The sequence below is a fragment of the Streptomyces sp. NPDC088387 genome, assembly GCF_044753385.1.
GTDB lineage: Bacteria > Actinomycetota > Actinomycetes > Streptomycetales > Streptomycetaceae > Streptomyces.
In genome coordinates, this window is sequence record NZ_JBIVNC010000014.1 from 204,545 (window position 1) to 229,098 (window position 24,554).

The window sequence follows — 24,554 nt, forward strand, 5'->3', positions numbered from 1 at the left end:
CCCATGGCAGACACCAGCGTCAAGATCGACGAAGAGACGCGTGACCGGCTCAAGGCACTGGCCGAGAGCAGCCACATGTCCATGAAGGAGTACCTCGCCGAGCTGGCCGTGCGCGAGGAGAACGCCCGCCGCCTCGAAACGGCCACCGCCGTCTTCCGCCGCGCCACCGGCGAGCCCGGCATCAGGGAAGCCTTCGACGCCGAGTTCGGCGGCCTTCCGGCGGCAGCGTCGGGCACCCGGCGGGCGGCCTGAACCCGTGGACCTGTACGTCGACTACCGATGGTTCCTGGAACGCCAGGAGGACATCCTCCGGGACGACCTGACCGTCAACGACTTCTCCGTCCTGGTCGCCATGGCGGCCCGCCACAGAGTCGATCCACCCCGGCACGACCACCACCACCCCGACGCCTTCTGGAGGGCCGCCACCTTCCTGGAGGAATGCGTACTGCTGCGCCCGCTCCCGGCCCGCAACGAGCTTTTCGGATACGGCATCGCCATCGCCTACCTGGAGGCGTCCGGAGAGCCCGTCGACACGAAGTTCGAACTCTGGCGCGACCTGATCCACGACATCCGAGGCCTCCGCCTGGACTCCTACACCATCGCCGAACGGCTGCGAGCTTGGCGGCAGAACGGCTGATACCGGCTTCCGGTATCCCGTGATGTGCCGTTGCTCGGGCAGCAAACCCAACCGCGGCCGTGGTCGATCAACCTGCATCAGCGCCCGAGCGGTACGTCCTTCGTCATCCGGGCGGCAGGGACCAGGCGTGGGACGAGTCGGACGTAGGCGACCATGCCGAGGACTTCGACCAGGGTCTGGGTGACCACCACGACCGCGGCCACGGCGAACGCGTCGGGCAGGGCAAGGGCCAGGGGTAGCACCACGAGGGAGTTCCGGGTCGCGCCGGTGAAGACGATCGCCCGTCCGGCGGCGGTGTCCAGGCGGAACAGCCGTGCCACCGCCTTGCCCGCGAAGGCCATCACCACGAGGAAGGCCGCGTAGAACGGGACGACGGCGGCGACGTCACCCGCGCTGTCGCCGAGCTTGGGGACCTGCGAGGCGACCACCGTCAGCAGGGTCGCGGCCATCAACGGCACCATGGCCGTGGCCACCGCGTCGGAGACCCGCCGTCCGGCCCGACGGCGCTCCGCCCACGCCTGGAGAAGCCAGGCGAACGCGAGCGGAACGACGATCAGGAACACGAACGCTTCGAGGAACGGGCCGACGTCGACGATGTCGGCCAGCTCGGAACCCATGAACAGGTACAGGAACAGCGGCAGCAGCACCATCTGCGCGACCAGCAGCAGAGGCGTGGCAGCCAGCAGGCGGCGGCTGGAGCCCCCGGCCAGCCCGGAGAAGACGATCACGTAGTCCACGCACGGGCACAGCAGCACGAGCAGTACTCCCACCCGTACCGCCTGGTCCGCGGGCAGGAACGTGAACATGGCCGCGACGATCAGCGGCACGACCACGAAGTTCACCACGAGCGCCGCGGCGAGGAACCGGCCGTCGCGCAGCGAGCGGACCAGTTCGGCGGCCGGGACCTGGAGGAACGTGACGAACAGCAGGGCGCCCAGAACGGGGTTGATCGCGTGCTCAAGTCCCGGGCCCGCGTCCGGGACGACTCCGCCGAGCAGCCCACCGACGGCCATCGCCGCGAGGTAGATCGCGATCTGGTGCCGTTCCATACGCTCGGCCAGGCCCTGCGGTCCCTGCGCCACCCTGACTGCTCCCTCGTTCTCGTACCGGCCACTCGCGGCGATCGCCCGCCCGTCGATCCTCACAGGTCACACCACGTGCCCGGACACTGGGAGCGCCGACACCCCCGCGCACCAGCTCCAGCCCCTGGCGGAGAGCCTGGGCGGCGGATCCGGCGTCACGGGCAAGGACAACCTGACCCCCGACCTGGAGAACGCGGGCTGGACCAAGGCCATGACCTGGTACGGCTCCCTCTACAAGGACAAGATCTCACCGCGCGGCATTCCGGTCGCCCAGACCCCCGACACCTTCGCCTCGGGACAGGTCGCCTTCTACCCCGGCGGACCATGGTGGTCACCCCAGTTCACCGCCGAGAAGGACCTCGACTTCGGCGTCGCCGCCTACCCCTACTTCGAGGGCGGCAAGGCCGTGACACCCACCGGCGGCTGGTCCCTCGGCCTCAACCCGGCCGGCAAGCACGCGCAGGCCGCGGAGATCTTCATGAAGTTCATGGCACTCGACAAGGGCGGCTACGCCCAGTACATGTCCAGCCTCGCCGTGCCCCCCTCCAACACCGAGGGCGCCGAGAACTTCTACAACCAGCCGGTCTTCAAGGACCCCCGGATGGCCGGAGCCGCCGAGCTCACCAAGTACGAACTCGCCAACACCGCCGTACTGCGCGCACGGACCGTCGGATACGTCGAGTTCGAGGACGCGCTCGGCCGCACCTTCGAGGACATCGCCAACGGCACCGCGCCCTCCAGAGCGCTCTCCTCGGCCACGAAGGACATCGAACAGGCGTGGGCCAAGTACCGCCGGTAGCCGGCCCTGCGGCAGCCCGGTGTGGACGTCTCCACGCACCCTCAGCCCGTCACACCGACCGGTCCGGGAGGACGCCCCGGACCGGTGGAGGGACACCAACGCCATGAGCACCACCCCAGCCCGGCCGGCCACGGCGGCCACCTCGGCCCGGCACACCACGGACAGCACCCCGGGCCCGGCCGACCCGCCGCGACGGTGGGCCCTGCGCACACGCAGCCGGGCCGGCAAGCAGCACGCGAGGAAGCATCACCAAGGGCCACGGAACCTCACCGCGGCCGCACTGTTCCTGCTGCCCGCGCTCGCCCTCATCGTCATCCTGCGCCTGGTCCCGGTGATCCAGGCGGTCACCGACGCCACCCACTCCAGCCTGCCGGGCAGCGCACTCGCACCGCAGTGGGTGGGCCTCGACAACTTCACCGCCCTGTGGCACTCCGAGACGTTCTGGACCTCCGTCCAGCAGACGCTCCTGTTCAACGTGATCGTCAACCCGCTCCAGGTCGCCATCGCCCTGGGCCTCGCCGTCCTGCTGACCCAGAACCTGCCCGCCTCGGGCCTGTGGCGCACGCTGATCTTCCTGCCGGCCGCCGTACCCATGACCGGCTCCGCCGTCGTCTGGGGGATCGCGCTCCGGCCCGACGGCCCGGCCAACGCCCTCCTCGGCAGCGTCGGCATCGACCCGCAGCCCTTCCTGACCAGCCCGCACCAGGTCGTCGCCAGCCTCGTCCTGATCGCCAGCTGGATCGGCGTCGGCTACTGGATGATCTTCCTGATCGCCGGGCTCAACGACATCCCCCAGGTCTACTACGAGGCCGCGAAGGTGGACGGCGCCGGACCCCTGCGGCGCTTCTGGTCCATCACACTGCCCCAGCTCAAACGGCCCCTGCTGTTTGTACTCGTGGCCGACACGGTCTCCAACTTCGTGCTCTTCGCGCCCATGCAGATCCTCACCAACGGCGGGCCCGAGCAGAAGTCCAACTTCCTCATGTACGACATCTTCCACAACAGCTTCGAACTCGCCGACCCGCACACCGCCGCGGCCGAACTCCTCGTACTCCTGGGCCTCATGATCGTCATCGTCGCGGTCCAGTTCCGGCTGCTGGGCGAGGCGGAGGACTGATCACGATGAGTCACACCACCACATCTCCCTCGCGCACCCGCCGCGTGCTTCTCACGGCGTTCGCCGTCGTCGTCGCGGCAGCCTTCCTGCTGCCCGTGCTGTGGCTGCTCGCCAGCACCTTCCGCTCGTCCACACAGACCTTCGCCGACAGCTCCTCGCTGAGCTGGCACACGCTGTGGCCCCGCGACTTCACCACCCACAACCTCCAGGCGGCGTGGGACAACGGGTTCGCCCGCAACCTCGCCAACTCCGTGATCGTCGCCGCCGTGACCGTCGTCGTGGGTATCGTCATCTCCGCGATGGCCGCCTTCGCGCTCGCCGTCATCGACTTCCCGGGACGCAAGCTCGTCTTCGGCCTCGTGGTACTCAGCTTCCTGGTCCCCTTCGAGGCCATCGCCATTCCGCTCGCCCGCACCTTCAGCGACTGGAACCTCACCAACAGCATCACCGCGCTGGTACTGCCCGGCCTGGGCAACGGACTCGCGGTGTTCATCCTCCGGCAGTTCTTCCTCGGCATCCCCGGCGAACTCGTCGAGGCCGCACGTGTGGACGGAGCGGGATGGCCGCGCATCTTCGCGCGCATCTACCTCCCGCTGGCCAGGCCGGCCCTGATCGGCACCGGCCTCATCCTCTTCCTCTTCCAGTGGCAGGCCTATCTCTGGCCCATCCTCGTGACCACCAACGACCGTGACGACGTCGCACCGGTCGCGATCGCCAAGACCTTCAACGCGTTCAGCAGCGACTACGGCCGCGTCTTCGCCGAGACCGCGGTCCTCGCCATCATCCCGGCCGTGATCCTGCTCGCACTCCAGCGCTACTTCGTCGCCTCGGTGGCCTCCACCGGCAGCAAGAACTGACGGCGGCGCCACTCCACCCAACAGAACAGGAGCCCCGCCTTGCTTCGTCATGCCCACGCTCCACACCGCGCCGGACGTGGCCGCACCACAAGACAACTCCCGGCAGCCCTCGCGCTGCTCCTGGCGGCCACGGCCGTCAACCTGGCCGCGGGCCCCCAGCCGGCCGCCGCCGAGCCCCAACGGGCCACCGCCGGACGGACCTTCTACGTCGACGCCCAGAACGGCAACGACCAGTCCGCCGGCACCAGCACCACCACCGCCTGGAAGAGCCTGAGCAGGCTCAGCTCGGTCACCTTCCAGGCGAGCGACACCATCTCCCTGCGCCGCGGCCAGACCTTCACCGGACAGGCCGTCATCAACGGCACGGCCACGACTGCTGCACCCATCACCGTGACGGCCTACGGCACGGGCAACGCTCCCACCCTGTCCAACCCCAACGGCCTGAACATGCTCCAGGTCCAGGCCCCGCACGTGACCGTGGCGAACCTGCGGTTCGCCGACGGAGTGGTGTTCGACGACTCCGACGGCACGGGCATCACCGGCCCCAAGTACCGGCTCAGCGGCGCCGTCGCGGTTACCGCCGACGGAACCGGCGCCATCGTACGCAACAACGAGTTCACGCAGGTCGGCGTCGGCGTGAAGACCTATGCCACGGACTCCCTCGTCCAGAACAACAACTTCCACGACCTCAAGATCGCCTTCCGCGGCATGGACTCCGGCAGCGAGACCTCCTACGGAGCCATCGGCGTCTCCGTCAACAACAGCGACGTACGCGTGACCGGCAACCGGTTCACCAACTGCCGCTCCACCAACAGCCCTTACGGGGCGGACGGCGGCGCCGTCGAGATCGAGGGCTTCGACCACGAAAAGAACAACATCACCATCGACCACAACATCTCGACCGGCTCCCAGGGCTTCCTCGAGGTCACCGAGACCACCACGGCCGACGTCGACCTGCTCTACAACGTCAGCGACGACTACCAGCAGTTCCTCGCGTTCGACACCACCACCCACCCCGAGAACTACCGCGTCGCGCACAACACCATCCTGCGCAACCGCGGCGACGACCAGAAGCTGTTCGCCATCTACTTCTACCGGGAGGAGGGCCCCGCACCGCAGGACTCATGGCTGACGATCAGCAGCAACGTCATCGAGATGGACTCAGGGATCGTCCTCTACGACCACCTGTGGCCCCACGACCACAACCTGGTCAACGCTCCGCTGGGCGACGCCCCGGGCGTCGGTGACGTCCTGGCCGCCCCGAAGCTGACCAACGTGGCCGGCGGCGACTACACACCCCAGCCCACCAGCCCCGCCGTCGACAACGGCGGCCCGGCGATAGGCATCACGGACCTGCTGGGCAACCCCTCGAACCGGGCCCTGGGACCGGACATCGGCGCCGTCGAACGCCAGGCGCAGCCCACCGCCGGCACCAGCGTCGTCCAGAACGGCGGATTCGAGCAGGCCACCACCATCACCGGCACCTCCACGCCGTGGTACTCCGAAGGAGCACTGGCCTACGGCGTCGACAACGGCACCGGCACTGCGCGCACCGGGTCACGCAACGCCTGGATCGCCTCGTCCGCGTCGGGCACCTGGGGCGCGGTCAAGCAGACCGTGACGGTCACCCCCAACAAGCGCTACCGCCTCACCGCCTGGGTGCGGAACTCCGGCACCATCGACCAGGCGTGGCTCGGAGCCAGGACCACCGGCGGAACGGTCGTCAGCGAGGTCCGGCACGGCACCGCCCCCACCTACACGCGCTACGTCCTCACCCTGGACAGCGGCAGCAACAGCACACTCGTCCTGCACAGCGGCTACTACTCGCCGGCCGGCTCAGCCTGGCAGCGCATCGACGACGTGACATTGCAGCCTCTGTCCTGACGGGAGACGGCTGCCCCACGGAGTGAGTCGGGTGCCGACAGCACCACCGAGTCGGCACCCGACTCCCCGTCGGGTGAGCGGTGCTCAGGCCCGGATCAGCCGGGGCCTGCGGAGGGAGCCGCGGGACGGCGCACCGTCCGGCTCACACAGGTCTGCGAGGCGGCCCAGCATCGCCCGGCCGCGTACCTGCTGTACCGCGTCGACGAGACTGTTGTGCAGCAGGCCACCGGCGCCGCGCAACGGGTGTTCGTCGAGGATGAGCAGCGTCTGCTCGCCCCAGGGCCGCAGTTCCAGCGCGATCCGCGCCGTCCCCAGGGGGCCGCTGTCCGCCTCCAGTTCGAGGATGTGTTTCGGTTCGGTGCGGCGCACGACGGTCGTGTTGTGCAGAGTGACCGGCCCGAGCCTGATCTCGTAGCGCAGAGTGGCCCCCAGCTCGGGCCAGTCTCCCTCGGCCTCCTCGGTCCGTGAGGTACCCACGACCCAGTCCCCGTACTTCTCGATGTCGGACAGGACCTCCCAGACCTCGTCGGGAGACGCCCTGATCAAACGGTGTCGTACGGCCATGAGCTCCTCCGGCGTCCGTGCGTTCGCACTTCCGGCCCCCGGGTGCCCACACCAGGGACGGGTACACGCTTCCGGGCGGGGAGGGATGCGGAGCCGGGCGAGGTCAGTCCTGCTCCAGCAGAGTCGTGAGGTAGGTGTCCCAGTCGAGGTAGTCGCTCTCCGTGTCCTGCGGGACGAGTTGCAGCGTGACGTCCAGCCAGTCGGAGATCACGTCCCATTCCGTCTCGAACACGGCGCAGTTCTCGAGCGACCCGAGCCGGATGCGCAGCCATTCGCTGCGGCCCGCCCGGTGGACGGGCCACGCGGCCACGTCGCCGATCCCCTCGTGGCCGCGCAGTCCGGACAGCAGTGTCTCCCGGGACACCGACCACTGGACCGAAGCGCCGTCCGTCTCCAGACCGATACGGATGGCGAACGGGTCCAGCGACGTGTAGCTCAGCTCCAGGTCGAGCGGCACCGCCGGGCGGTCGTCGCCGATCAGATGCGTACGGTAACGCAGGGTGGTGGTCCGGTACGGATGGACTTCGGTGAGCGTGACTGGCTCTGGCACGAGTGATCACTTCCGATGAGTGAGGGCGACGGGCCGACTGCCGTCAGCCCCCTCGTACCTGCGGAATCAAGCACGGGGAGCTTCTGGTACCCCCGATTTCGGTGTGCACGACCGGATCGGATCGCAATGATCGGGTACCGCCGGGGTGGATGCTGCCAGGGTTGGACTCGAAAGGAGGCCTCATGATCTCGGCACTCAACCAACTCGTTGATCTTGTGGAGGAGCACCTCACCGAGGAGCTCGACCTCGACGGGTTGGCCGGGGCGCTCGGCACGACCGAATACCACCTGCGTCGGATGTTCTCGTCGTTGGCCGGAATGCCGCTGTCGGAGTACGTGCGACGGCGCCGCATGACCGTTGCCGCGGGCGACGTCGTCCGGGGCGAGGGAGATCTGCTGGGCATCGCCGTACGGCACGGATACGGCTCGACCGAGGCGTTCGGACGTGCCTTCCGGGCCGTCCACGGTGCCGGCCCCCGGGAGGTGCGCCGCGACGGAGGCCCCTTGCGCACACAACCGCAGCTCAGGTTCCGCCTGACCGTCGAAGGGAGTACCCCCATGGACACTCGTCTCGTCGACCGCCCCGCATTCCGGCTGGTCGGTCACGCAACCCGGGTTCCGCTCATTCATGAGGGCGTCAACCCGTACATCCAGCAGCACATCGCCGCGTTGCCGCACCAGGAGCATCTGCGGCTGAAGGCCCTCAGCGACACCGAACCCCAGGGCCTGTTGCAGGTCACCGACGACCTCGATCCCGACGGCAGGGAGGGCAGCGAACTGACCTACCTGCACGGAGTCGCCCTCAGCCGGAACACGCCGGCCCCGGACGGACTCGACGCGATCGAGGTACCGGCGGGAATGTGGGCGGTCTTCCGCACCAGCGGACCGCATCCGCAGGCCCTACAGACCACCTGGGCGGCGACCGCGACCGACTGGTTCCCTTCCAACCCGTGGCGGCTACGACCGGGTCCCTCGTTCGTCGCGATCCTCGAACGCGCCGACGATTTCAGCACCGCGACGTGCGAGCTGTGGCTGCCCGTCGAACCGTCCTGACGCATCTTCGATCCTCGATGCGGACCACGACGCGTTGCCCGGCGAGCAGCCGCGATTTTTAGCCCGTCCCAGACAGAAGCAGACACGGCCGAACCGCTGCGATCGGTGAAGCGTTCATGCCGGAGAGGAGGCATTCGCCGGACAGTCGACCTGGGCGTATCCGGACCCTCCACAGGGCCGCGGCGCGGGACGCGTGTACAGGGCACTTGATCGAACGGGTGGACAACGCACAGCACTTCGGAATGATGTTGCCGCCGGACCGAGCGGCAGGGTCCGGCCGCTCACACGTACCGACCGAGGGAGAACTCCTGTGGCAGCCCCACCTGCGAAGGAGCAGAACCAGACGGCGGGCGGGGAGAACTGGCTCGCGCGCCTCGCCCTGCGCTTCACCGCGTTCACCGAGAAATGGCTGCCCGACGCCCTGGGCTTCGTCCTCGTAGGCACCTTCGCGGTCTTCGCGCTCGGCCTCGTCACCGGCGAGAAGCTGCTCGGCGCGCCGGACGACCCGGCGGCGACGACCGGATACGGCCTGGTGGACGCCTGGGGCCAGGGCTTCTGGTCCCTGATCACCTTCACGCTCCAGATGGCGATGATCATCATCGCGGGGTACGCCGTCGCCGTCTCCCCACCCATGGGCCGCCTGATCGCGAGGATCGCGCGCGTACCGCGTACGCCCCGCGGAGCCATCGCCTTCACCGCGGCCGTCGCCATGGTGACCGCGTACCTCAACTGGGCCTTCAGTCTCATCTTCACGGCGATCCTCGCCAAGGAGATCGCCCGCAGGGTCGCCGGTGTCGACTACCGGGCGCTCGGCGCCATGGCCTTCCTCGGCCTCGGCACCGTATGGGCCCAGGGCCTGTCCGGATCGGCCGCACTACAGGTGGCCAGCGAGGGATCGAGCCCGCCCGCGGTACAGGAGGTCATCGCCGAGGGACGCGGCGACGGCAACGGACTGATCCCACTGACCGACACGATCTTCCTGTGGCAGGGCATGGTAGCCACGGCCATCATCTTCGTGATCGCCGTCGTCACCGCATGGTTCCTGTCACCGTCACCGCAGACGGCGAAGACCGCCGAACAACTGGGCATCGACCTCGGGCCCAGCGTCGGTGAGGCCCGCACCGAACTGCACCGCAGCCGCCCGGGGGAGTGGATCGAGTACAGCCCGGTCTTCGCCGTCCTGCTGTTCGGCCTGGGCGCCTGGTATCTGGCCCGGCACTTCTCCCGCGCCGAAGGCAACGCCCTCAACGCGCTCGACCTCAACACCGTCAACCTCATCCTCATCCTGCTCGCACTCATCCTGCACTGGCGGCCGGTCCGCCTCGCCCAGGCGGTCAAGGAAGGCTCACCCGCGGCATCCGGCGTCCTGCTCCAATTCCCCCTGTACGGCGGCATCTTCGGGATGATCGCGTTCACCGGCCTGAGCAAGACCATCGCCGGCTGGCTCGTGTCGGTGTCCAACGAGTTCCTCTACCCGGCGTTCATCGCCATCTACAGCTGCGTCCTCGGCGTCTTCGTCCCGAGCGGCGGCAGCAAGTGGGTGATCGAGGCGCCGTACGTCATGGACGCGGGCAACCAACTGGAGGTGAACCAGGGCTGGATGGTCGTGGTCTACGACCTCGGCGAGGCCAGCGCCAACCTGCTCCAGCCGTTCTGGATGCTCCCCACGCTCACGATCCTCGGCCTCAAGGCCCGCGACATCATGGGCTACACCTTCGCGATGTTCCTGGTCTGCTTCCCGGCCGTCCTGGTCCTCGTGACCCTCTTCGCCCAGACGCTCTCGTTCCCGTGAGTACGGCCGGTTGGGTCGCGGGGATCATCCCTCGTCGGGGGCGGCGGCCAGGAGGTGACGGACCGACCGAGGTTCACGGTCTCCGAAGTACTAGCCTGAGAAGGTGAACACCGCACACGTACACCGCGTCCCGCACGACCACGGGAAGCGCCCCAGGGTCGGGCACATCCAGTTCCTCAACTGTCTGCCGCTCTACTGGGGACTCGCCCGCACCGGCACCCTGCTCGACCTGGAGCTGACCAAGGACACCCCCGACCGGCTCAGCGCGCTGCTGGTCGAGGGTGCCCTGGACATCGGCCCGATCGCCTGCATGGAGTACCTCAAGCACGCCGACGACCTGGTACTGCTCCCCGACATCGCGGTGGGCAGCGACGGCGCGGTCACCTCCTGCCTGATCGTCAGCAAGGTCCCGCTGGGCGAGCTGGACGGGCGCCGGATCGCCCTGGGTTCCACCTCGCGCTCGTCGGTACGCCTGGCCCGGCTTCTGCTGGAGGAACGGGAAGGGGTGCGCCCGCAGTACTTCACCTGCCCGCCGGACCTGCCGGTGATGATGCAGGACGCGGACGCCGCGGTCGTGATCGGGGACGCGGCACTGCGCGCCTACCTCCACCAGGCCGAGGACCTGGGACTGCTGGTGTACGACCTCGGTGAGATGTGGAAGGCGTGGACCGGCCTGCCCTTCGTCTTCGCGGCCTGGGCCGTCCGCAAGGACTACCTTGAGCAGAACCCCCGCCTCGTACGCGAGGTGCACCAGGCGTTCCTGGAGTCCCGGGACCTCGCGATGACCGAGGTCGACAAGGTGTGCGAGCAGGCGGCCCGGTGGGAGGCCTTCGACGAGCGGGCGCTGCGCCGTTACTACACCGATGCTCTCGACTTCTCCTTCGGAGAACGCCAGTTGGCGGGCGTCCGCGAGTTCGCCCGCCGGGTCGCCGCGGACTCCGGATTCGATCCTGAACTGGAGATCACGGTCCTCCAGCCGTAGTTGCCGATCGGCTCCGCCACCGGCCGGACCGCACGTCCACCGACTGGGCGAACCTCCATGGCCTCGACGGCTATTCTCCTTTCTGACTGTGCGGAAGGAAGCATCAGATGATCAAGTGGGTGTCCCTCAACACTGGTGCCAGGCCCGTCCCTCAGCCCATCGCCACCCCGCTCGTGTGGGTCGGAGCGTGCAGTGGCGCACTGGTGCTGGTCGCGCTCCTCAACGCCGTCTTCGGGCCGGGCCGCCCCGGGCTCGCGCTGACCCTGCTGGCGCTGCTGGCGTCGCTTCTGGGCTCGTACGCGCGCTTCACCGCCGCCCCCGGCACGGCCGTGGCCTGCTGGCTGTTCCTCAACGGATTCGCCATTCCGCCCGCCGGCACCCTCACCTGGGCGGGGCACCGCGACACGTTCTGGCTGGCATGTCTGCTCACCGCGGCCCTCTTCGGCACGGCCCTGGCCCGCCTGGTCCATGCGCACGCCGCCTACCGGCGTGTCACCGGAGGCCCCGCCGCGGCCTCCCCGGCACCGGCACACTCCGGCGACAGCCCGCACACGCCCTGACCGGAACGGGCGCGTCACACGACCTTGGGCCGGCCGGTCAAGGTGCCGGCATCGTGGTAGAAGAGCCGGTTCTCGACGATCTTGCCGTCCTTGACCGTGAACTGCTCGATGAACCGGGTCGGTTCACCGGTCGCGACGTCCTTGATCCCGACACACGCCGCCACGCGGTCGCCGTCGGCGATGGTGTAATGCACCGTGATCGAGGAGACGTCGAGGTAGTCCGGCAGGATCTGCGCGAGGCCGAGGAATTCGTCCTTGCCGTGATAGGCCTTGCCGAAAGGCAGGAACAGCGGCTCGATGACCGTGATGTCGTCGGACAGATACGAGAGCACCGCGTCGATGTCACCGTTGTTCGCCGCCGCGAACATGGCTTCGACGATCGCGCGGTTCTGCTCGGTCGGTGAGGTCGCTGCGGACATGGTGTTTCTCCTGTGCGACGAAGGTTTCAGGGGCGTCGGGAGCCCGGTCGGGGCCCGGAGTCAGGTACGTCGATGCCGGACTCAGCGGTCGATCGTGGACTCGTTGAACTCGTCGTGGCGGGCACCGGTGGCCGGCGTCAGGGCGTCGAGGCGCCGCAACTGCTCGGCGCTCAGGACGATGCCGTCGGCGGCGGAGTTCTCCTCGACGCGGGCCACTCGCCGGCTGCCGGGGATCGGGGCGATGTCGCCCCCCTGGGCCAGCAGCCAGGCCAGCGCGATCTGCGCCGCGGTGGCGCCCGCCTCGACCGCGATGTTCCGTACCTCCTCCACGAGCCGCAGGTTCTGCTCGAAGGCCTCGCCGATGAAGCGCGGGTTGGTCTTGCGCCAGTCGTCGTCGGGGATGTCGTCCGGCGTACGGATCTGACCGGTCAGGAACCCGTGCCCGAGCGGTGCGTACGGGACGAGGCCGATGCCCAACTCGCGCAGCAGCGGCAGCAGATCGGCCTCGACGTCGCGCGTCCACAGGGAGTACTCGGTCTGCAACGCGGCGATCGGATGCACGGCACAGGCGCGACGGATCGTCTCCGGTGAGGCCTCGGACAGACCGACGTGAAGGACCTTGCCCTCGGCGACCAGCTCGGCCACGGTGCCGATGGTCTCCTCGATCGGAGTGTTCCGGTCGACGCGGTGCTGGTAGTAGAGGTCGATCCGGTCGGTGCGAAGACGCTTCAGCGAACCCTCCACGGCCGTACGGATGTTGGCCGGGCTGCTGTCGAACAGGGCCGTGCCATCCCCGGCGTGGGACAGGATGCCGAACTTCGTCGCCACGACGACCTGGTCGCGCCGGCCCTGTAGCGCCTGACCGACAAGGTCCTCACTGTGGAAGGGACCGTAGCTCTCGGCCGTGTCGATGTGGGTGACGCCCAGGTCGAGCGCGCGATGGATGGCGCGGATCGACTCGGCGTCGTCCAGGCCGCCGCCGGAGGTGTAGGTGCCGGCCATGGTCATGGCACCGAGGCCGATCCGGGAAACCGGCAGGCTCCCCAGCATTGCGTGCTGCATCAGAGAACTCGTTTCTCGTTGTGAGTGTCGAAGGTCGAGAGTGTCGTAGGGAGGAAGGTGCGGGAGGTGGGGGCGCGGTGAGGGCCGGTGACCGTGACCTCCGGGCGCCGCTCTCGATCTCGCCGACACCAGCCAACATCGGTTCACGGCGTCCCGACAGACACTGCGAAAAGGGGTACTGACAGGGACCCCTTACGGCAGGTGGGCCGGGCCTATCCTTGATCTCATGGACGAGAAGGAGGCCGCTCGGGCGGCGGTCCGCGAGTTCCTCACCACGCGCCGCGCCCGGGTCACACCGGCCGACGTCGGCCTTCCCCCGCAGGGCACGCGCCGTCGGGTGAAAGGCCTTCGCCGGGAAGAGGTCGCGTTGCTCGCCGGGGTCAGCCCGGAGTACTACGTACGGCTCGAACGCGGCCAGGCCACGGCACCCTCCACCGGAGTCGTCGACGCCGTCGCCGGCGTCCTGCGCCTGGACGAGGACGAACGCGCCCACCTCGACCGGCTGCTCGCCGCTCTGACCCCGTCGGCCCGCAAACGGCGCCGCGGCACCACGAAAGACCTGGTCACCCCTGGAATCCAGGTACTGCTGGACTCCATGGACCACCTACCCGCCATCGTCTTCAACGGTCGGTTCGACATCCTCGCGGCCAACACACTCGGGCGCGCACTCATCGCCCCCATGTATGACCTGCCGGGCCGGACGAACAGCGCCCGCTTCCTCTTCCTCGACGAGCCCAGGGCGCGGGACCTGTTCCCCGAGTGGGACGGGATCGCGGCCGACACGGTGGCGATGCTGCGCATCGAGGCCGGCCGTCACCCGCACGACCCCGATCTGACCGAACTGATCGGCCAACTGGCCACCCGAAGCACCGACTTCCGCAAACGCTGGGCGACCAACGACGTACGTACGCCCCGAGCCGGTGCGAAGACCTTCCGGCACCCGCTCATCGGCGAGATCACCCTGCCCTACGAGACGCTCCGCATCGACGCCGTCTCCAGCCAGATCCTCAGCGTCTACACGCCCCGTCCAGATACCCCCGAAGCCGACGCGATCCGCCTCCTGGCCAGCTGGAACGCCGACGAACTGCGGAACGGATGAGGTGACCGACCCCGGCCACCCCGTGCCCCGGCATATCCACTCCCGGGCCAGCCGGTTTGATGTTTCTGGACAGGTGTCTGTATATTCTGGACCACTGTCCAAGAACTCTGCTGGGGATGGCGATGGAGACAACGGCTCGGATTCTTGTTGGCCTGGTGGCCGCGCTGCACGCGTACATCCTGGTCCTTGAGATGTTCCTGTGGGCGAAGCCTCCGGGCCGCAAGTTGTCCGGCTTCGACGTCGAAATGGCCCGTGCCACAGCGCCGTTGGCGGCGAATCAGGGGCTGTACAACGGCTTCCTCGCGGCGGGCCTGGTGTGGGGCCTGATCGCCGCGGACCCGACCGGCTTCCGCGCCCAGGTGTTCTTCCTGTGCTGTGTCGTCGTCGCCGGGCTGTACGGCGGGGCAACGGCGAATCCGAGGATCTTCGTCGCTCAGGCGCTCCCCGGGGCCGTGGCACTGGGCTTCGTGCTGGCGGCACAGTGACGGCACCCGACCAGGACCCCCGCGCGGCACGGACCCGCGCCGGCCTGTGCGAGGCCCTGCTGGACGAGTGCAGCCGGCGGCCCCTCGCAGAGGTCAGCGTGGCCGCCGTCGTACGACGGGCGGGGGTCGGCCGATCCACGTTCTATCTCCACTACCGCGACCTGGAAGCGCTGGCCGTCGACGCCTGCGCCGACGTGGTCCGCGACGCCGTGGAGGCGCTGCACGCCTGGCGCGGCACACCCTCTCCCGCCTCGCCGCCGCCGGCCCTGCTCGACTTCTTCGAGAAGCTGACCGAGCACGCCGACCTCTACCGGGAACTGCTGTGGCCCAGCGGCGGACCCCTCGGGCAGGTCCTGCACAGGGACCTGAGGGCACGCAGCGAGGCCGAGCGCCGGCTGGTCGGCGCACCACAGCCCGAGTTGATCGCCTCGGCCGTGGCCGCGACCTTCACCGGAGTACTCGCCGACTGGCTGCACGACCGGATCGAGGGCACACCCGCCGAGATCGCCGGCCAGGTCTGGCCATTGCTCATCGCGCTGCACCGAGTCCCCGGCGCGTGAGGGGACCGGCTGATCCGCTCGGTTCGGCCAAGCCTCTCTGGCCGCCACCTGACCAGGGGGGTTAACCAGAGTGCGTGTACGGGGGCTGCCGCCGTCCGTTCCGGGACTCAACACCCTTCCCGCTGTCGTCGGCCGTCCATAGCGTCAAGGCATGACGAAGAACCATGTGGTGGGCGAAGACGGAGTCGGGCGCGGGAACAGGTCGCGCAGGGGTGTGTTGTTGGGGCTCGGGGTTGCCGCGGGTGGCGCTGCCCTGAGTGTGGGCGCGAGCGCGTCGGCGGCCGCGGCCGGGCGGGACGGCGGCCGACGGGGGAGGAGGTCGTGTACGTATGTGCTGGTGCACGGCACGCACAGTGCGGGCGCGTATTGGCTGCCCGTCGCACAGGAGTTGACCCTTCGCGGTCATCGCGTCGTCGCGGTCGATCTGCCGCTGCACGGCTCGCAGGCGTTCGTGCCGGAGTCGTACCAGAGGCAGGACTTGGTGGCGATGGCCACCGAACCCTCACCGGTCGCCGCCCTTTCGCTGGACGACTACGAGAAGCATGTGACGCGCATCGTGCGCCGGGCGGCGGCGCACGGCCCCGTGGTACTGGTCGGCCACAGCCTGGGCGGCGCCACCGTGAGCCGTGTCAGCAACGCCGTACCGGAACTGCTGCACCACATCTGCTACATGGCGGCCTTCTGCCCCAGTCCCGCACTGCCGACCCCCGACGCATGCACCGCGGCACCGGAGAACGCGGACGCGCTCATACCGTTCGACCAGATCATCGGGGACCCGGAACGGCTCGGTGTGATGCGGCTCAATCCCCGCACGGGTGACGCCGCAGACCTGAAGGCGCTCCGGGAGATGATGTGCGCCGACTACCCGGACGAGGTGTTCCGGCAGCGGCTGGGCAGCATGCAGACGGACGAGTCGACCACGGCCTACGCGGGGCGGGCCGTTGGCGAGGTGCAGACCTGGGGTCGACTGCCCCGCACCTATCTGCGCTTTGGCGACGACCGGACGATCGCGACGAAGCTCCAGGACCGGATGATCGCGGAGGCCGACGCCCGGACGCCGCACAACCCCTTCCGGGTCCGGAACTTCCCCACCGCTCCGCACATCGGCCCGCTGGACCCGGCGCCGGTGGCGAACGCACTGGCCGCGCTCGCTCCCTGAGGCGTGCCGATGCGGACGAATCCACCCGATGTGCTTTGGGTGTTGTGAAGGTCTTGAAACGAACCGCGCATCCGGTATATTTCGTGGCGGGAATTGGGCTGCGGTCCCGTGGCTTGTTCGTGGACCATGAGGCGATGGCCGCGGGGCGTGGGGCCGCGGTCAGGGGGCGTCGGGTTGGGGGTGGGGTGTGTGGAGGATTTCCTGGTAGACGCTTTCGCCGCGGGCTTCGGTGAAGTCGAGGTTGGCGAGAACCGACGGTACGGCGATGCTGGGGAAGAGGTGGCGCAGGAGGTCGGAGGCGCGGGTGCGCAGGTCCTGGTAGTCGCTGACGGCCTGGGACATGGACTGGATTCCGGCGAAGGTGCCGACCAGGACGTCGGCGGTGACGGCGGGGATCACGTGGGGGAGGAGCTCGCCCTGGGCCTGGGCCTTCTCCAGGCGCTCGCGGCAGACCTCGCTCCAGCGCAGGAACGGCCCGCTGCGGTCGAGGCCCTCGGCCTGCTGGTCCATGGTGAGGCGGACGCCGGCGCGGACCATCGGGTCCGTCTGGAGGCGGTAGGCGTGCAGGATCACCTCGTCGGCGAGCTCCTGGAGTTTGCAGACGCGGTGCGGGATGACGAACCGCTGATCCTGACCGTGGAGAACGCCGAGCGCGAGCTGTTCCTTGGAGCCGAAGTGGAAGTAGAGGGCTCCCTTGGTGACGCCGGCGGCGCTGAGGATCTCGGAGATGGTGGCGGCCTGGTAGCCGCGTTCCTCGAAGATCTTCGCGGCTGCCTGAAGGATGTTGTTGCGGGTGCGGATGGCACGGTCCTGTTTCACCACGTGGCCGCCCTCCCTTCCTTGAGATCGTTTCCGCGGGCGGGGGTGCCGGGAGAGGGCCTGGACCTCCCAGCAAACAAACCGCCCAGTTCGTATCTTACAGGCCGAGCGGCTTTGCGGAACCTTTGATGTCCATGAATTTGTAGGGCGCATCGAGCCTCTCGGTCGGGGAGCCGGAGGAGCAGGAGCCGGCGGGGGAAGTTGCAGGAGGGGGAGCACTGGTGATTCTTGTGACGGGTGCCACGGGGACGGTGGGCCGGGAGGTGCTGCGAGCGCTGCCGGCCGAGGTGGCTGTGCGTGTGCTCGCGAGGGACCCCTCGCGGGTCCGGGACGCGTCCGGCGCGGTGGAGGTGGTGGCGGGGGACTACGGCGACATGGCTTCGCTCGCGCGGGCACTGCGCGGAGTGGAGCGGATCTTCGTCGTGACGTGCCGGGTGGGCGCCGGTGATGACGAGCGGCTGGTGTGTGCGGCACGGGCGGCGGGTGTGCGGCACGTGGTCAAACTGTCGGCCGCCGCGGTGGAGGACCCGGGAGCGCAGGACCTGATCACCCGCTGGCAGCGTGCGAGTGAGGAACTCGTCCGCGGCAGTGGTCTTGAGTGGACCGTGCTCCGGCCACGCCTGTTCATGTCGCACACACTGTCCTGGGCCGCCTCGATCACCTCGGAGGGGGTCGTCCGCGCGATGAACGGCACGTCGGGCAACGCGTGTGTGGATCCGCGGGACGTGGCGGCGGCAGCCGTGCGCGCCCTCACCGAGGCCGGGCACGAGGGGCGTGTGCACACGCTGACCGGGCCCGCGGCGGTCACCGCCGTGGAACAGACGGCGGCGCTCGGCCGACTGCTGGGGACCCCACTGCGATTCGAGGAACTCTCGCCCGTCCGAGCGCGCGCACTGCTGAGGAAGCGTCATCCCGCTGTCGTGGTCGAGGCGTTGCTGGAGAGCGCGGAGCGGCAGCGGGCGGGGGCGAAGGTGGGCGTCGAGGACACCGTACGCGATCTGACCGGCCGCCCGGCCCGCTCCTTCACCACCTGGGCCAGGGACCACCTGTCGGCGTTCGCTCCTGCCGCGTGCAGGGTGTAGACGAGGTGTCGGGGTGGGCCGGACCTGGCCATCACCCGTGCGAAACCGGCCCGACCCACGTCGGACGCCCCGCCCGTGTGACTACGGGCGGGGCATTTCGCCGTGAAGCCGCGTGAGGACACGGCTCGTTACCTGATCGCTGTCTGGTCGTCGCCTCACTTACCGAGGTTCGCGGCGCGTACGCGGTCGGTGATGCCCAGGGTCAATTCCGCTGCCTGGTCCTCGAGGTTCCATTTTCCGTCGTGGTAGGCGTGGTTGCTGATCCAGAAGACGAGGATGCGTTCGTCCAGGGATCGGCTCAGCAGCCCCAAGGACCAGTCGTTGCCGCCGTCGTGCCAGGCGAGAGGGCCGTGGGGGGTGTCGCGGATGCTCCAGCCGTATCCGTAGGAGTTCTCCGACTCCGGTTCTCGCACGCGAGGATGGAAGAGCTTCCGTTTGGCTTGTGCCGGCAGGATCTCGTCGCCGAGGAGTGCGCGGTGCCACTGGAGGATGTCGTGGGCGGTGGAGAGCATGCCGCCGCTGCCGCGCAGGTTCCAGTAGGGTCCGTCGGCGGCCCAGGGGTGATCGTAGGGCCGGCCCTGGCTGCGTCCCCTGCTGTCGTACTCCACCGCGACCTGGTGCTCTTTCCAGCGGGGCAGCACGTATCCGGTCTGCCGCATGCCGGCCGGCGTGAACAGGTGGCGGGCGAGGAACTGCTCGTAGCCCTGCCCCGACGCCTCCTCGATGATCGCGGCGAGGAGGCCGTAACCGATGTTGGAGTAGTGGAACTCGCTGCCCGGGGCGGATTGCAGTGGCGATGACATCGCCTGGCGTATCAACTCCGTGCGGGACAGAGGGTCGTAGTCGTCGCCGAGTGCGTCGGGCAGCCCCGATGTGTGGGTGAGGAGGTGCTCGATGGTGATGCCGCGTTTGTCCTCGGGGACCGGCCGTCCGTCGCCGAGATGGCGGGCGATCGGATCGTTCACCCCGAGCCGGCCCATCACCTCCAGTTTGACGATCGCGGCCGCGGTGAACTGCTTGGTGATCGACATGGTGTCGTACACGGTCTCGCAGCTTGCGGGGGTGCCGGCGGCGCGGTCGGAGGCGCCGAATCCGCCGCAGTACGCGAGCCGGTCGCCGCGTGCGGCGATCACGGTGACACCGGGCCCGGCGGGCAGGGTGCGGCGTACGAAGTCGGCGATCGACTCCGTGTCGCCGCTCGGGGACGCCGTGGCGCGTCCGGGCGTCGATCCGGCAGCGCGCTCCTGGGCGCAAGCGCCGAGCATCAGCACCAGGGCGAGGGCGGTGGCGATGACCGCAGGGCGGCGGTGATGGTGGCGCGGCAGGGCGCTACCCATGTGACCTCCAACGTCGGGAATCCGTTGGGAGATTGACCGCCGCGCTCGCCGTCCCTCAAGGCGTTATGGTGTTCGAGCTTGTACGAGCCCGTGTACGTCCAGGTCAGCAGGGGGAGCCACCATGACCACAACACCGCCCGTACCGCCGGACACCGACGCCGCCGCCTTTGTCGCGGCGCTGCGTCGGCTCAAGGTGTGGTCGGGCCTGAGCTACCGGCAGTTGGAGCGACGCGCGGCACAAGCGGGCCATGTCCTGCCCCACTCCACGGTGGCGACCATGCTCGGCAGGGACCGGCTGCCCCGCGAGGAACTGGTCGCCGTGTTCGTGGCGGCGTGCGGGGTGCGGGGGGAGGCGGCGCAGGCGTGGCTGGACGCGCGGGTGAGCATCGCGTACGGGCAGCCCGCCGAGGTCGTGCCCACGCCCGCCCTCATCCCCACGCCCACGCTCATCCCTGCGCCCAGGCTCATTGCCGCGCCCACCCTCGTCCCGACGTCCACGTCGACACCCACCTCCACGCCACGGAGCAGGAGAGCGCGGCGTCCTCGCTGGGCGCTGGCCGGCGCCGCCGTCGCGCTAGCCACCGCGCTCCTCGCCGGAGTCGCCGGGACCGGTGTCCTCACCGACGACGTGGACGTCGTAGAGACACAGACGTCGCTTCCTGTGCTGCGTTCCTGACGGAGGAGTCAGTCAGTACGGGCAGGGTGCCTCGACCGGTGCCTGGGTGGATCAGGTCCCCGTGCGGGTGAACGTGAGGTGGGTGACTCCGCTGGGCGAGCTGGCGGACTCGACCGCGTAGTCCTTCTCGATGTCTTCCAGGCCGTCCCACAGACGCACGCCCCGGCCGAGGAGGATCGGGACCACCACCACATGCATACGGTCGACGAGTCCGGCCGCGACGAAGTCGCGGACCACGGTGACGCCTCCGCCGATCCGCACGTCCTGACCGTCCGCCGCCGCGCGGGCCGCATCGAGCGCCTCGGCGGGCGAGGTGTCGAGGAAGTGGAAAGTGGTGCCACCCTCCATCTCGATCGACGGACGAGGGTGGTGGGTGAGGACGAACGTCGGTGTGTGGAACGGCGGGTTGGGCCCCCACCATCCCTTCCAGTCCGGGTCCTTGTGCCATCCGGGCGGCCCGAACTTCCCGGCGCCCATGATCTCGGCTCCGACCCCGGGTGCGAACTGCCGTGCAAAGGCGTCGTCGAGACCGCCGGTCCCTCCGGGTTGGTTGGTCATCCGGTGCCAGAAGCCGGTGGTGAACATCCACTCGTGCAGTCGTTCGCCGGCGTGACCGAACGGCGTGTCCCGACTCTGGCCGTCACCGGTACCGAAGCCGTCGAGCGAGATGGAGAAGTTGTGGACGCGGGCGAGGGACATGGCTGCGTTCCCTTCCGTCTGCCGATCGAGCTGCCGATCGAGCCGCTGATCGAGCCTTGAGGTCTCAGCTGGGTACGAGGCGATGATGGTGTCCCGGGTGCCATGACGTCCAATGCCAGTTCTTCCCGGGTTCCATAGACAAACGTAATACTTCCTCAGTCGACGACCGCGCCACCGGTGACATTGACCTCCGTGGCGGTCATGGTCGGCGCGCGGTCGGAGGCGAGGAAGGCGGCGACGTGGGCGACGTCTTCGAGACGGGGCCTACGGTGGATCAGCGTCGCGTTCGCCTCGGGGTCGTCGTCGGGCGGGTCCGACGGATCGGGTGAGCCGGGGGAGAGGATCCAGGCCGACCGGATGCCGTGCGGGCCGAGTTCGCCGGCGAGCTGGCGGCAGAGACCCGACAGCGCGGACCAGGCGACATGGGAGCCGCCGAGGCCGGGGATGGCTTCTCGGCCGCCGCCCATGGCCAGGATCACCCCGGTGCGGCGGGGGATCATATGGCGGGCGACGGCGGTGGCCAGGGTCAGGTGAGTGGTGACCGCCTTGATGACGGGTCGCAGTACGTCCTCGTCGGCCATGTCGACCAGCGGTGTGCCGTGCAGGTCGTCGTTGGACGTGGCGTTGAACGCGATGTCGATCCCCGCCGAATGCCGGGCGACGGTGTCGGCGTGCTGCTCGACCGCGGCGCGATCGGTCGCGTCGAGGGTGGCGACCTCGACGCGGGCCCCGGTCGCGGAGATGGTGCCGGCCAGCTCCTTGAGCGGTGCGTGAGTGCGTCCGACCAAGTGGACCGCGGCGCCTTCGGCCGCGAAGACGCGCGCGACCGCGGAGCCGACCGCTCCGGCACCGCCGTAGACGATGGCGGTCTTGTTCTCCAGCAGCATGACAATCCCTCCGTGAGCGAGGTTCGGTCATCCGGACCGCGGCGCCGGGACGCAGCCGGTGGTGCCGGCCGGCGGAGAGGCGGGTCCGACGGCTCGCCGGAGCTCAGTCCGTGCCGGTGTTCTCCGCCGGGACGTCGGCCACGGCGTCGAGTGCGGCGTGCAGGTAGGGGATCAGGCGTTCCACGTCGGCGCTGTTGAGCTCCGTGTGTCCGAGCAGCTGGCGGTTGAGCATCACGCCGGCGCAGATGGCGATCAGCAGGGCGGAGCGGCCCGCGGCGTCGGGGCCGGGCAGCGCCTCGGCAAGCCGGTGCTGGTAGTTGCGTTCGATGCTCTCGCGCATGATGGTCGCCGCGCGCGGGTTGGCGGCCGAGCGCAGGGTCAGGAGCAGGCCGTCGGCGGGGTCCTTCTCCGTGCCCGTGAGCAGGTAGCGCGCCGCGTCCGCGTTGTGCTCCGGCGTCATCATCATGGACTTCTCGTAGGCGAGGTCCACGACCTCGGCGAACAGGCCCTCCTTCGAGCCGAAGTACCGGCTGATGAGACGGGTGTCCACGGAGGCCGTCTGCGCGATCTCCCGCAGCCCGGCTCCGTCGTACCCGCGCTGTGTGAACGTCTCGCGGGCGGCTTGCAGGATGGCCGCGCGGGTCGCGGTCGAGTTCCGACGGCGAGGCCTGTCGATCGACGGCGTGTCCTGACTCATGGGGTCAAGAGTACGAGTGTCGTCGAGACCCGCTCCAGTCCGGCTCCCGCAGCGTGTCCGGACAGCCACCGCTTGCATGTCCACAGGTGGCGACATACGATGTCCACGAGTGTGGACATGGCGCGCGGCGCCGGCGAACACTCACAGCTCGGCGCCGGCGGGCATTCACAGCTCGGCGTCGGCGAGCACGCACTGCTCGACACCAGCAACAGTCACTGACCGCAAAGGTTCATCATGACCATTCCCCAGCGTTCACTCGGATCCGGCGGACTGACCGTCGGTGCCATCGGTTACGGAGCGATGAGCTTCGCCCGCCCCTACGGGCAGACCGCCGAGCAGGCCTCGGACGACAGCGCGGACGCCCTGATCGGGCGGGCCGTGGAACTGGGCGTCACGCTCATCGACACCGCGGACGTGTACACCGGCAGCGAGGAGGCGATCGGCAAGGCGCTCCGCGGCCGACGCGACAAGGTCGTCGTCGCCACCAAGTTCGGCATCGTGCGCGGGCTGTCCCCGGAGGGTCCCCCGGTCATCAACGGGCGCCCCGAGTACGTCCGTGAACGCATCGAGCGCTCCCTGACCCTTCTCGGCACCGACCATGTCGACCTGTACTACCAGCACCGCATCGACCCGGACGTTCCCGTCGAGGAGACGGTCGGCGCCCTTGCCGAGCTGGTCAAGGAGGGGAAGGTGCTCCACGTGGGCCTCAGCGAGGCCGCCCCCGACACCATCCGGCGCGCCCACGCCGTCCATCCAGTCGCCGCCGTGCAGACGGAATGGTCCGTCTGGGAGCGGGAGATCGAGCGTGAGGTGTTCCCGCTCTGCCGTGAACTGGGCATCGGGATCGTGCCCTACAGCCCCCTCGGGCGCGGCATGCTGACGGGCAGGATCACATCGAGGGACGACCTTCCCGAGGGCGACTACCGGCGGAAGATGCCTCGCTTCTCCCAGGAAGCGTTCGATGCCAACCTGGCGGCCGTCGAGACGGTGCGTGACATCGCCAAGAGCCATGGCGCCGCCGTGGGGCAGGTCGCTCTGGCCTGGCTGCTGGCCAAGGCGCCCGACGTTGTGCCGATCCCCGGAACACTCCATGTCTCACGCCTGGAAGAGAACAGCGGGGCCGGGAAAGTGACACTCACGGCCGAGGAGGTCGCTCGCCTGGACGCGCTCCCGGTCGTGGGCGCACGCGAGACGGAGTCCGGCCGCAACTGGTTCAACGGGGTTACGCCGCCGAGGCGTTGAGGGCGGGGCGCCGCCGCACTCGGCGTCACGCACAGTCGGTACTGCCAATCGATCGGCGGACGGCGGAAGTTCGTGCCACCCTTGGGGGTCGGGTGGAGGCACGGTGTAGTTGGAGACGTGATGCAGGTCAAGCTGGTCACCGAAGGGCTCGGGGACGACTACTTCTTCCTCCGGCGCGAGCTGGACGAGCTGGAGCACACCGGGATCGACGACGTCGAAGCGGTGACGTCGGACGCGGGAGCGCGCGGCGGTGTCGTCGAGGGCGTCGTCATCGCGCTCGTGGGCAGTCCCGTGCTGGCCGCGCTGATGACGCTGGTGCAGGACTGGCTGGCGCGGCGGCAGTCCGGGACCGTGATCCTGGAGATCGGGGAGGACCGGGTGGAACTGACGGGCAGGCCAACGGAGTTGCACCAGCAGGCTCTGGCGGCGTTCCTCGCGAGACACCCCGAGTAACC

The 24,554-nt window shown here is 69.2% G+C and carries 28 protein-coding genes; 18 read left to right on the forward strand and 10 right to left on the reverse strand.

All coding sequences use genetic code 11. From position 1 onward, the window contains the following. The first annotated feature begins 3 nt into the window (after window positions 1-3). Both ACIQAC_RS31610 and ACIQAC_RS31615 read left to right on the forward strand, forming a co-directional pair. Complete coding sequence (locus ACIQAC_RS31610) at window positions 4-252, forward strand: antitoxin MazE7 (protein ID WP_402197043.1); 249 nt, start codon at window positions 4-6, stop codon at window positions 250-252. Between the two features lie 4 nt (window positions 253-256). Continuing rightward, window positions 257-637, forward strand: coding sequence for a toxin Doc (locus tag ACIQAC_RS31615; RefSeq protein WP_402197046.1), 381 nt, complete (start codon window positions 257-259; stop codon window positions 635-637). A 77-nt stretch (window positions 638-714) separates the two neighbouring features. Here ACIQAC_RS31615 and ACIQAC_RS31620 read toward each other — a convergent pair whose 3' ends face one another. Beyond that, a complete protein-coding gene (locus ACIQAC_RS31620) occupies window positions 715-1,686 on the reverse strand; it encodes an arsenic resistance protein (RefSeq protein ID WP_402197143.1) in 972 nt (323 codons plus the stop codon). Window positions 1,687-1,774: 88 nt separating this feature from the next. Here ACIQAC_RS31620 and ACIQAC_RS31625 point away from each other — a divergent pair, with 88 nt between their 5' ends. The 4 genes from ACIQAC_RS31625 to ACIQAC_RS31640 all read left to right on the forward strand — a co-directional run bounded on the left by ACIQAC_RS31625 (window position 1,775) and on the right by ACIQAC_RS31640 (window position 6,376). Beyond that, complete coding sequence (locus tag ACIQAC_RS31625; RefSeq protein ID WP_402197146.1) at window positions 1,775-2,518, forward strand: extracellular solute-binding protein; 744 nt, start codon at window positions 1,775-1,777, stop codon at window positions 2,516-2,518. A gap of 103 nt (window positions 2,519-2,621) precedes the next feature. Continuing rightward, window positions 2,622-3,635: a carbohydrate ABC transporter permease gene (locus tag ACIQAC_RS31630; RefSeq protein ID WP_402197049.1), complete on the forward strand. Its 1,014-nt coding sequence runs from the start codon at window positions 2,622-2,624 to the stop codon at window positions 3,633-3,635. Between the two features lie 5 nt (window positions 3,636-3,640). Next, the gene (locus tag ACIQAC_RS31635; protein WP_402197052.1) at window positions 3,641-4,492 is read left to right on the forward strand and encodes a carbohydrate ABC transporter permease; all 852 of its coding nucleotides are present in this window, start codon (window positions 3,641-3,643) and stop codon (window positions 4,490-4,492) included. A 39-nt stretch (window positions 4,493-4,531) separates the two neighbouring features. Continuing rightward, complete coding sequence (locus tag ACIQAC_RS31640) at window positions 4,532-6,376, forward strand: hypothetical protein (RefSeq protein WP_402197054.1); 1,845 nt, start codon at window positions 4,532-4,534, stop codon at window positions 6,374-6,376. 84 nt (window positions 6,377-6,460) lie between these two features. Here ACIQAC_RS31640 and ACIQAC_RS31645 read toward each other — a convergent pair whose 3' ends face one another. Together ACIQAC_RS31645 and ACIQAC_RS31650 are read right to left on the reverse strand one after the other, a co-directional pair. Continuing rightward, entirely contained in the window at window positions 6,461-6,940 is a 480-nt protein-coding gene (locus tag ACIQAC_RS31645; RefSeq protein WP_402197057.1) for an SRPBCC domain-containing protein, read from the reverse strand. Window positions 6,941-7,043: 103 nt separating this feature from the next. After that, window positions 7,044-7,490, reverse strand: a complete 447-nt coding sequence (locus ACIQAC_RS31650) for an SsgA family sporulation/cell division regulator (protein ID WP_402197059.1) — start codon at window positions 7,488-7,490, stop codon at window positions 7,044-7,046. A 182-nt stretch (window positions 7,491-7,672) separates the two neighbouring features. On the opposite strand from ACIQAC_RS31650, the gene ACIQAC_RS31655 reads away from it, so the two are divergent. The 4 genes from ACIQAC_RS31655 to ACIQAC_RS31670 all read left to right on the forward strand — a co-directional run bounded on the left by ACIQAC_RS31655 (window position 7,673) and on the right by ACIQAC_RS31670 (window position 11,876). Continuing rightward, the gene (locus ACIQAC_RS31655; protein WP_402197062.1) at window positions 7,673-8,542 is read left to right on the forward strand and encodes a GyrI-like domain-containing protein; all 870 of its coding nucleotides are present in this window, start codon (window positions 7,673-7,675) and stop codon (window positions 8,540-8,542) included. 310 nt (window positions 8,543-8,852) lie between these two features. Beyond that, window positions 8,853-10,334 (forward strand): short-chain fatty acid transporter, encoded by a 1,482-nt coding sequence (locus ACIQAC_RS31660; protein ID WP_402197064.1) that lies wholly within the window; start codon window positions 8,853-8,855, stop codon window positions 10,332-10,334. 103 nt (window positions 10,335-10,437) lie between these two features. Further along, window positions 10,438-11,316: a menaquinone biosynthetic enzyme MqnA/MqnD family protein gene (locus tag ACIQAC_RS31665; protein ID WP_402197066.1), complete on the forward strand. Its 879-nt coding sequence runs from the start codon at window positions 10,438-10,440 to the stop codon at window positions 11,314-11,316. Between the two features lie 107 nt (window positions 11,317-11,423). Continuing rightward, window positions 11,424-11,876: a hypothetical protein gene (locus ACIQAC_RS31670; RefSeq protein WP_402197069.1), complete on the forward strand. Its 453-nt coding sequence runs from the start codon at window positions 11,424-11,426 to the stop codon at window positions 11,874-11,876. A 14-nt stretch (window positions 11,877-11,890) separates the two neighbouring features. Here ACIQAC_RS31670 and ACIQAC_RS31675 read toward each other — a convergent pair whose 3' ends face one another. Together ACIQAC_RS31675 and ACIQAC_RS31680 are read right to left on the reverse strand one after the other, a co-directional pair. Next, the gene (locus ACIQAC_RS31675; protein WP_402197072.1) at window positions 11,891-12,295 is read right to left on the reverse strand and encodes a nuclear transport factor 2 family protein; all 405 of its coding nucleotides are present in this window, start codon (window positions 12,293-12,295) and stop codon (window positions 11,891-11,893) included. Between the two features lie 81 nt (window positions 12,296-12,376). Next, entirely contained in the window at window positions 12,377-13,357 is a 981-nt protein-coding gene (locus tag ACIQAC_RS31680) for an aldo/keto reductase (RefSeq protein WP_402197074.1), read from the reverse strand. Between the two features lie 226 nt (window positions 13,358-13,583). Between ACIQAC_RS31680 and ACIQAC_RS31685 the strand changes: the two genes are divergently transcribed. From ACIQAC_RS31685 to ACIQAC_RS31700, 4 genes are all read left to right on the forward strand, one after another. Next, a complete protein-coding gene (locus ACIQAC_RS31685) occupies window positions 13,584-14,456 on the forward strand; it encodes a helix-turn-helix transcriptional regulator (RefSeq protein WP_402197076.1) in 873 nt (290 codons plus the stop codon). A 122-nt stretch (window positions 14,457-14,578) separates the two neighbouring features. Continuing rightward, window positions 14,579-14,941 (forward strand): DUF1304 domain-containing protein, encoded by a 363-nt coding sequence (locus ACIQAC_RS31690; RefSeq protein ID WP_402197148.1) that lies wholly within the window; start codon window positions 14,579-14,581, stop codon window positions 14,939-14,941. Further along, on the forward strand, window positions 14,938-15,501 hold the full coding sequence (locus ACIQAC_RS31695; RefSeq protein ID WP_402197078.1) for a TetR/AcrR family transcriptional regulator: 564 nt from the start codon (window positions 14,938-14,940) through the stop codon (window positions 15,499-15,501). Before ACIQAC_RS31690 ends, ACIQAC_RS31695 begins: the two co-directional genes overlap by 4 nt. Before the next feature lie 331 nt (window positions 15,502-15,832). After that, a complete protein-coding gene (locus ACIQAC_RS31700; RefSeq protein ID WP_402197149.1) occupies window positions 15,833-16,660 on the forward strand; it encodes an alpha/beta fold hydrolase in 828 nt (275 codons plus the stop codon). A gap of 159 nt (window positions 16,661-16,819) precedes the next feature. On the opposite strand, the gene ACIQAC_RS31705 is transcribed toward ACIQAC_RS31700, so the two are convergent. After that, on the reverse strand, window positions 16,820-17,482 hold the full coding sequence (locus tag ACIQAC_RS31705) for a ScbR family autoregulator-binding transcription factor (protein WP_402197081.1): 663 nt from the start codon (window positions 17,480-17,482) through the stop codon (window positions 16,820-16,822). A gap of 218 nt (window positions 17,483-17,700) precedes the next feature. On the opposite strand from ACIQAC_RS31705, the gene ACIQAC_RS31710 reads away from it, so the two are divergent. After that, window positions 17,701-18,561, forward strand: a complete 861-nt coding sequence (locus ACIQAC_RS31710) for an NAD(P)H-binding protein (RefSeq protein ID WP_402197083.1) — start codon at window positions 17,701-17,703, stop codon at window positions 18,559-18,561. Window positions 18,562-18,716: 155 nt separating this feature from the next. Here the strand turns inward: ACIQAC_RS31710 and ACIQAC_RS31715 are convergent, their stop codons facing one another. Beyond that, complete coding sequence (locus ACIQAC_RS31715) at window positions 18,717-19,898, reverse strand: serine hydrolase domain-containing protein (RefSeq protein WP_402197084.1); 1,182 nt, start codon at window positions 19,896-19,898, stop codon at window positions 18,717-18,719. Between the two features lie 121 nt (window positions 19,899-20,019). Here ACIQAC_RS31715 and ACIQAC_RS31720 point away from each other — a divergent pair, with 121 nt between their 5' ends. Next, window positions 20,020-20,574 carry a hypothetical protein gene (locus tag ACIQAC_RS31720; RefSeq protein ID WP_402197086.1) on the forward strand — a complete coding sequence of 185 codons (555 nt, stop codon included), beginning with the start codon at window positions 20,020-20,022 and terminating at the stop codon, window positions 20,572-20,574. Window positions 20,575-20,625: 51 nt separating this feature from the next. On the opposite strand, the gene ACIQAC_RS31725 is transcribed toward ACIQAC_RS31720, so the two are convergent. From ACIQAC_RS31725 to ACIQAC_RS31735, 3 genes are all read right to left on the reverse strand, one after another. Beyond that, a complete protein-coding gene (locus tag ACIQAC_RS31725) occupies window positions 20,626-21,273 on the reverse strand; it encodes a dihydrofolate reductase family protein (protein ID WP_402197088.1) in 648 nt (215 codons plus the stop codon). A 155-nt stretch (window positions 21,274-21,428) separates the two neighbouring features. Beyond that, a complete protein-coding gene (locus ACIQAC_RS31730; RefSeq protein ID WP_402197090.1) occupies window positions 21,429-22,160 on the reverse strand; it encodes an SDR family NAD(P)-dependent oxidoreductase in 732 nt (243 codons plus the stop codon). A gap of 103 nt (window positions 22,161-22,263) precedes the next feature. Further along, a complete protein-coding gene (locus tag ACIQAC_RS31735; RefSeq protein ID WP_402197092.1) occupies window positions 22,264-22,857 on the reverse strand; it encodes a TetR/AcrR family transcriptional regulator in 594 nt (197 codons plus the stop codon). 234 nt (window positions 22,858-23,091) lie between these two features. Here ACIQAC_RS31735 and ACIQAC_RS31740 point away from each other — a divergent pair, with 234 nt between their 5' ends. Further along, window positions 23,092-24,099 (forward strand): aldo/keto reductase, encoded by a 1,008-nt coding sequence (locus ACIQAC_RS31740; RefSeq protein ID WP_402197093.1) that lies wholly within the window; start codon window positions 23,092-23,094, stop codon window positions 24,097-24,099. Between the two features lie 120 nt (window positions 24,100-24,219). Beyond that, window positions 24,220-24,552, forward strand: a complete 333-nt coding sequence (locus ACIQAC_RS31745) for a hypothetical protein (protein WP_402197152.1) — start codon at window positions 24,220-24,222, stop codon at window positions 24,550-24,552. Window positions 24,553-24,554: the final 2 nt, after the last annotated feature.

What these genes read in the sequence shown, in the direction of transcription:
- ACIQAC_RS31610 (WP_402197043.1), top strand. Translation starts at nt 4, where the DNA reads ATGGCAGACACCAGCGTCAAGATCGACGAAGAGACGCGTGACCGGCTC.
- ACIQAC_RS31620 (WP_402197143.1), bottom strand. Translation starts at nt 1,686, where the DNA reads ATGGAACGGCACCAGATCGCGATCTACCTCGCGGCGATGGCCGTCGGT.
- ACIQAC_RS31630 (WP_402197049.1), top strand. Translation starts at nt 2,622, where the DNA reads ATGAGCACCACCCCAGCCCGGCCGGCCACGGCGGCCACCTCGGCCCGG.
- ACIQAC_RS31635 (WP_402197052.1), top strand. Translation starts at nt 3,641, where the DNA reads ATGAGTCACACCACCACATCTCCCTCGCGCACCCGCCGCGTGCTTCTC.
- ACIQAC_RS31645 (WP_402197057.1), bottom strand. Translation starts at nt 6,940, where the DNA reads ATGGCCGTACGACACCGTTTGATCAGGGCGTCTCCCGACGAGGTCTGG.
- ACIQAC_RS31655 (WP_402197062.1), top strand. Translation starts at nt 7,673, where the DNA reads ATGATCTCGGCACTCAACCAACTCGTTGATCTTGTGGAGGAGCACCTC.
- ACIQAC_RS31670 (WP_402197069.1), top strand. Translation starts at nt 11,424, where the DNA reads ATGATCAAGTGGGTGTCCCTCAACACTGGTGCCAGGCCCGTCCCTCAG.
- ACIQAC_RS31675 (WP_402197072.1), bottom strand. Translation starts at nt 12,295, where the DNA reads ATGTCCGCAGCGACCTCACCGACCGAGCAGAACCGCGCGATCGTCGAA.
- ACIQAC_RS31680 (WP_402197074.1), bottom strand. Translation starts at nt 13,357, where the DNA reads ATGCAGCACGCAATGCTGGGGAGCCTGCCGGTTTCCCGGATCGGCCTC.
- ACIQAC_RS31685 (WP_402197076.1), top strand. Translation starts at nt 13,584, where the DNA reads ATGGACGAGAAGGAGGCCGCTCGGGCGGCGGTCCGCGAGTTCCTCACC.
- ACIQAC_RS31690 (WP_402197148.1), top strand. Translation starts at nt 14,579, where the DNA reads ATGGAGACAACGGCTCGGATTCTTGTTGGCCTGGTGGCCGCGCTGCAC.
- ACIQAC_RS31715 (WP_402197084.1), bottom strand. Translation starts at nt 19,898, where the DNA reads ATGGGTAGCGCCCTGCCGCGCCACCATCACCGCCGCCCTGCGGTCATC.
- ACIQAC_RS31720 (WP_402197086.1), top strand. Translation starts at nt 20,020, where the DNA reads ATGACCACAACACCGCCCGTACCGCCGGACACCGACGCCGCCGCCTTT.
- ACIQAC_RS31725 (WP_402197088.1), bottom strand. Translation starts at nt 21,273, where the DNA reads ATGTCCCTCGCCCGCGTCCACAACTTCTCCATCTCGCTCGACGGCTTC.
- ACIQAC_RS31730 (WP_402197090.1), bottom strand. Translation starts at nt 22,160, where the DNA reads ATGCTGCTGGAGAACAAGACCGCCATCGTCTACGGCGGTGCCGGAGCG.
- ACIQAC_RS31735 (WP_402197092.1), bottom strand. Translation starts at nt 22,857, where the DNA reads ATGAGTCAGGACACGCCGTCGATCGACAGGCCTCGCCGTCGGAACTCG.
- ACIQAC_RS31740 (WP_402197093.1), top strand. Translation starts at nt 23,092, where the DNA reads ATGACCATTCCCCAGCGTTCACTCGGATCCGGCGGACTGACCGTCGGT.
- ACIQAC_RS31745 (WP_402197152.1), top strand. Translation starts at nt 24,220, where the DNA reads ATGCAGGTCAAGCTGGTCACCGAAGGGCTCGGGGACGACTACTTCTTC.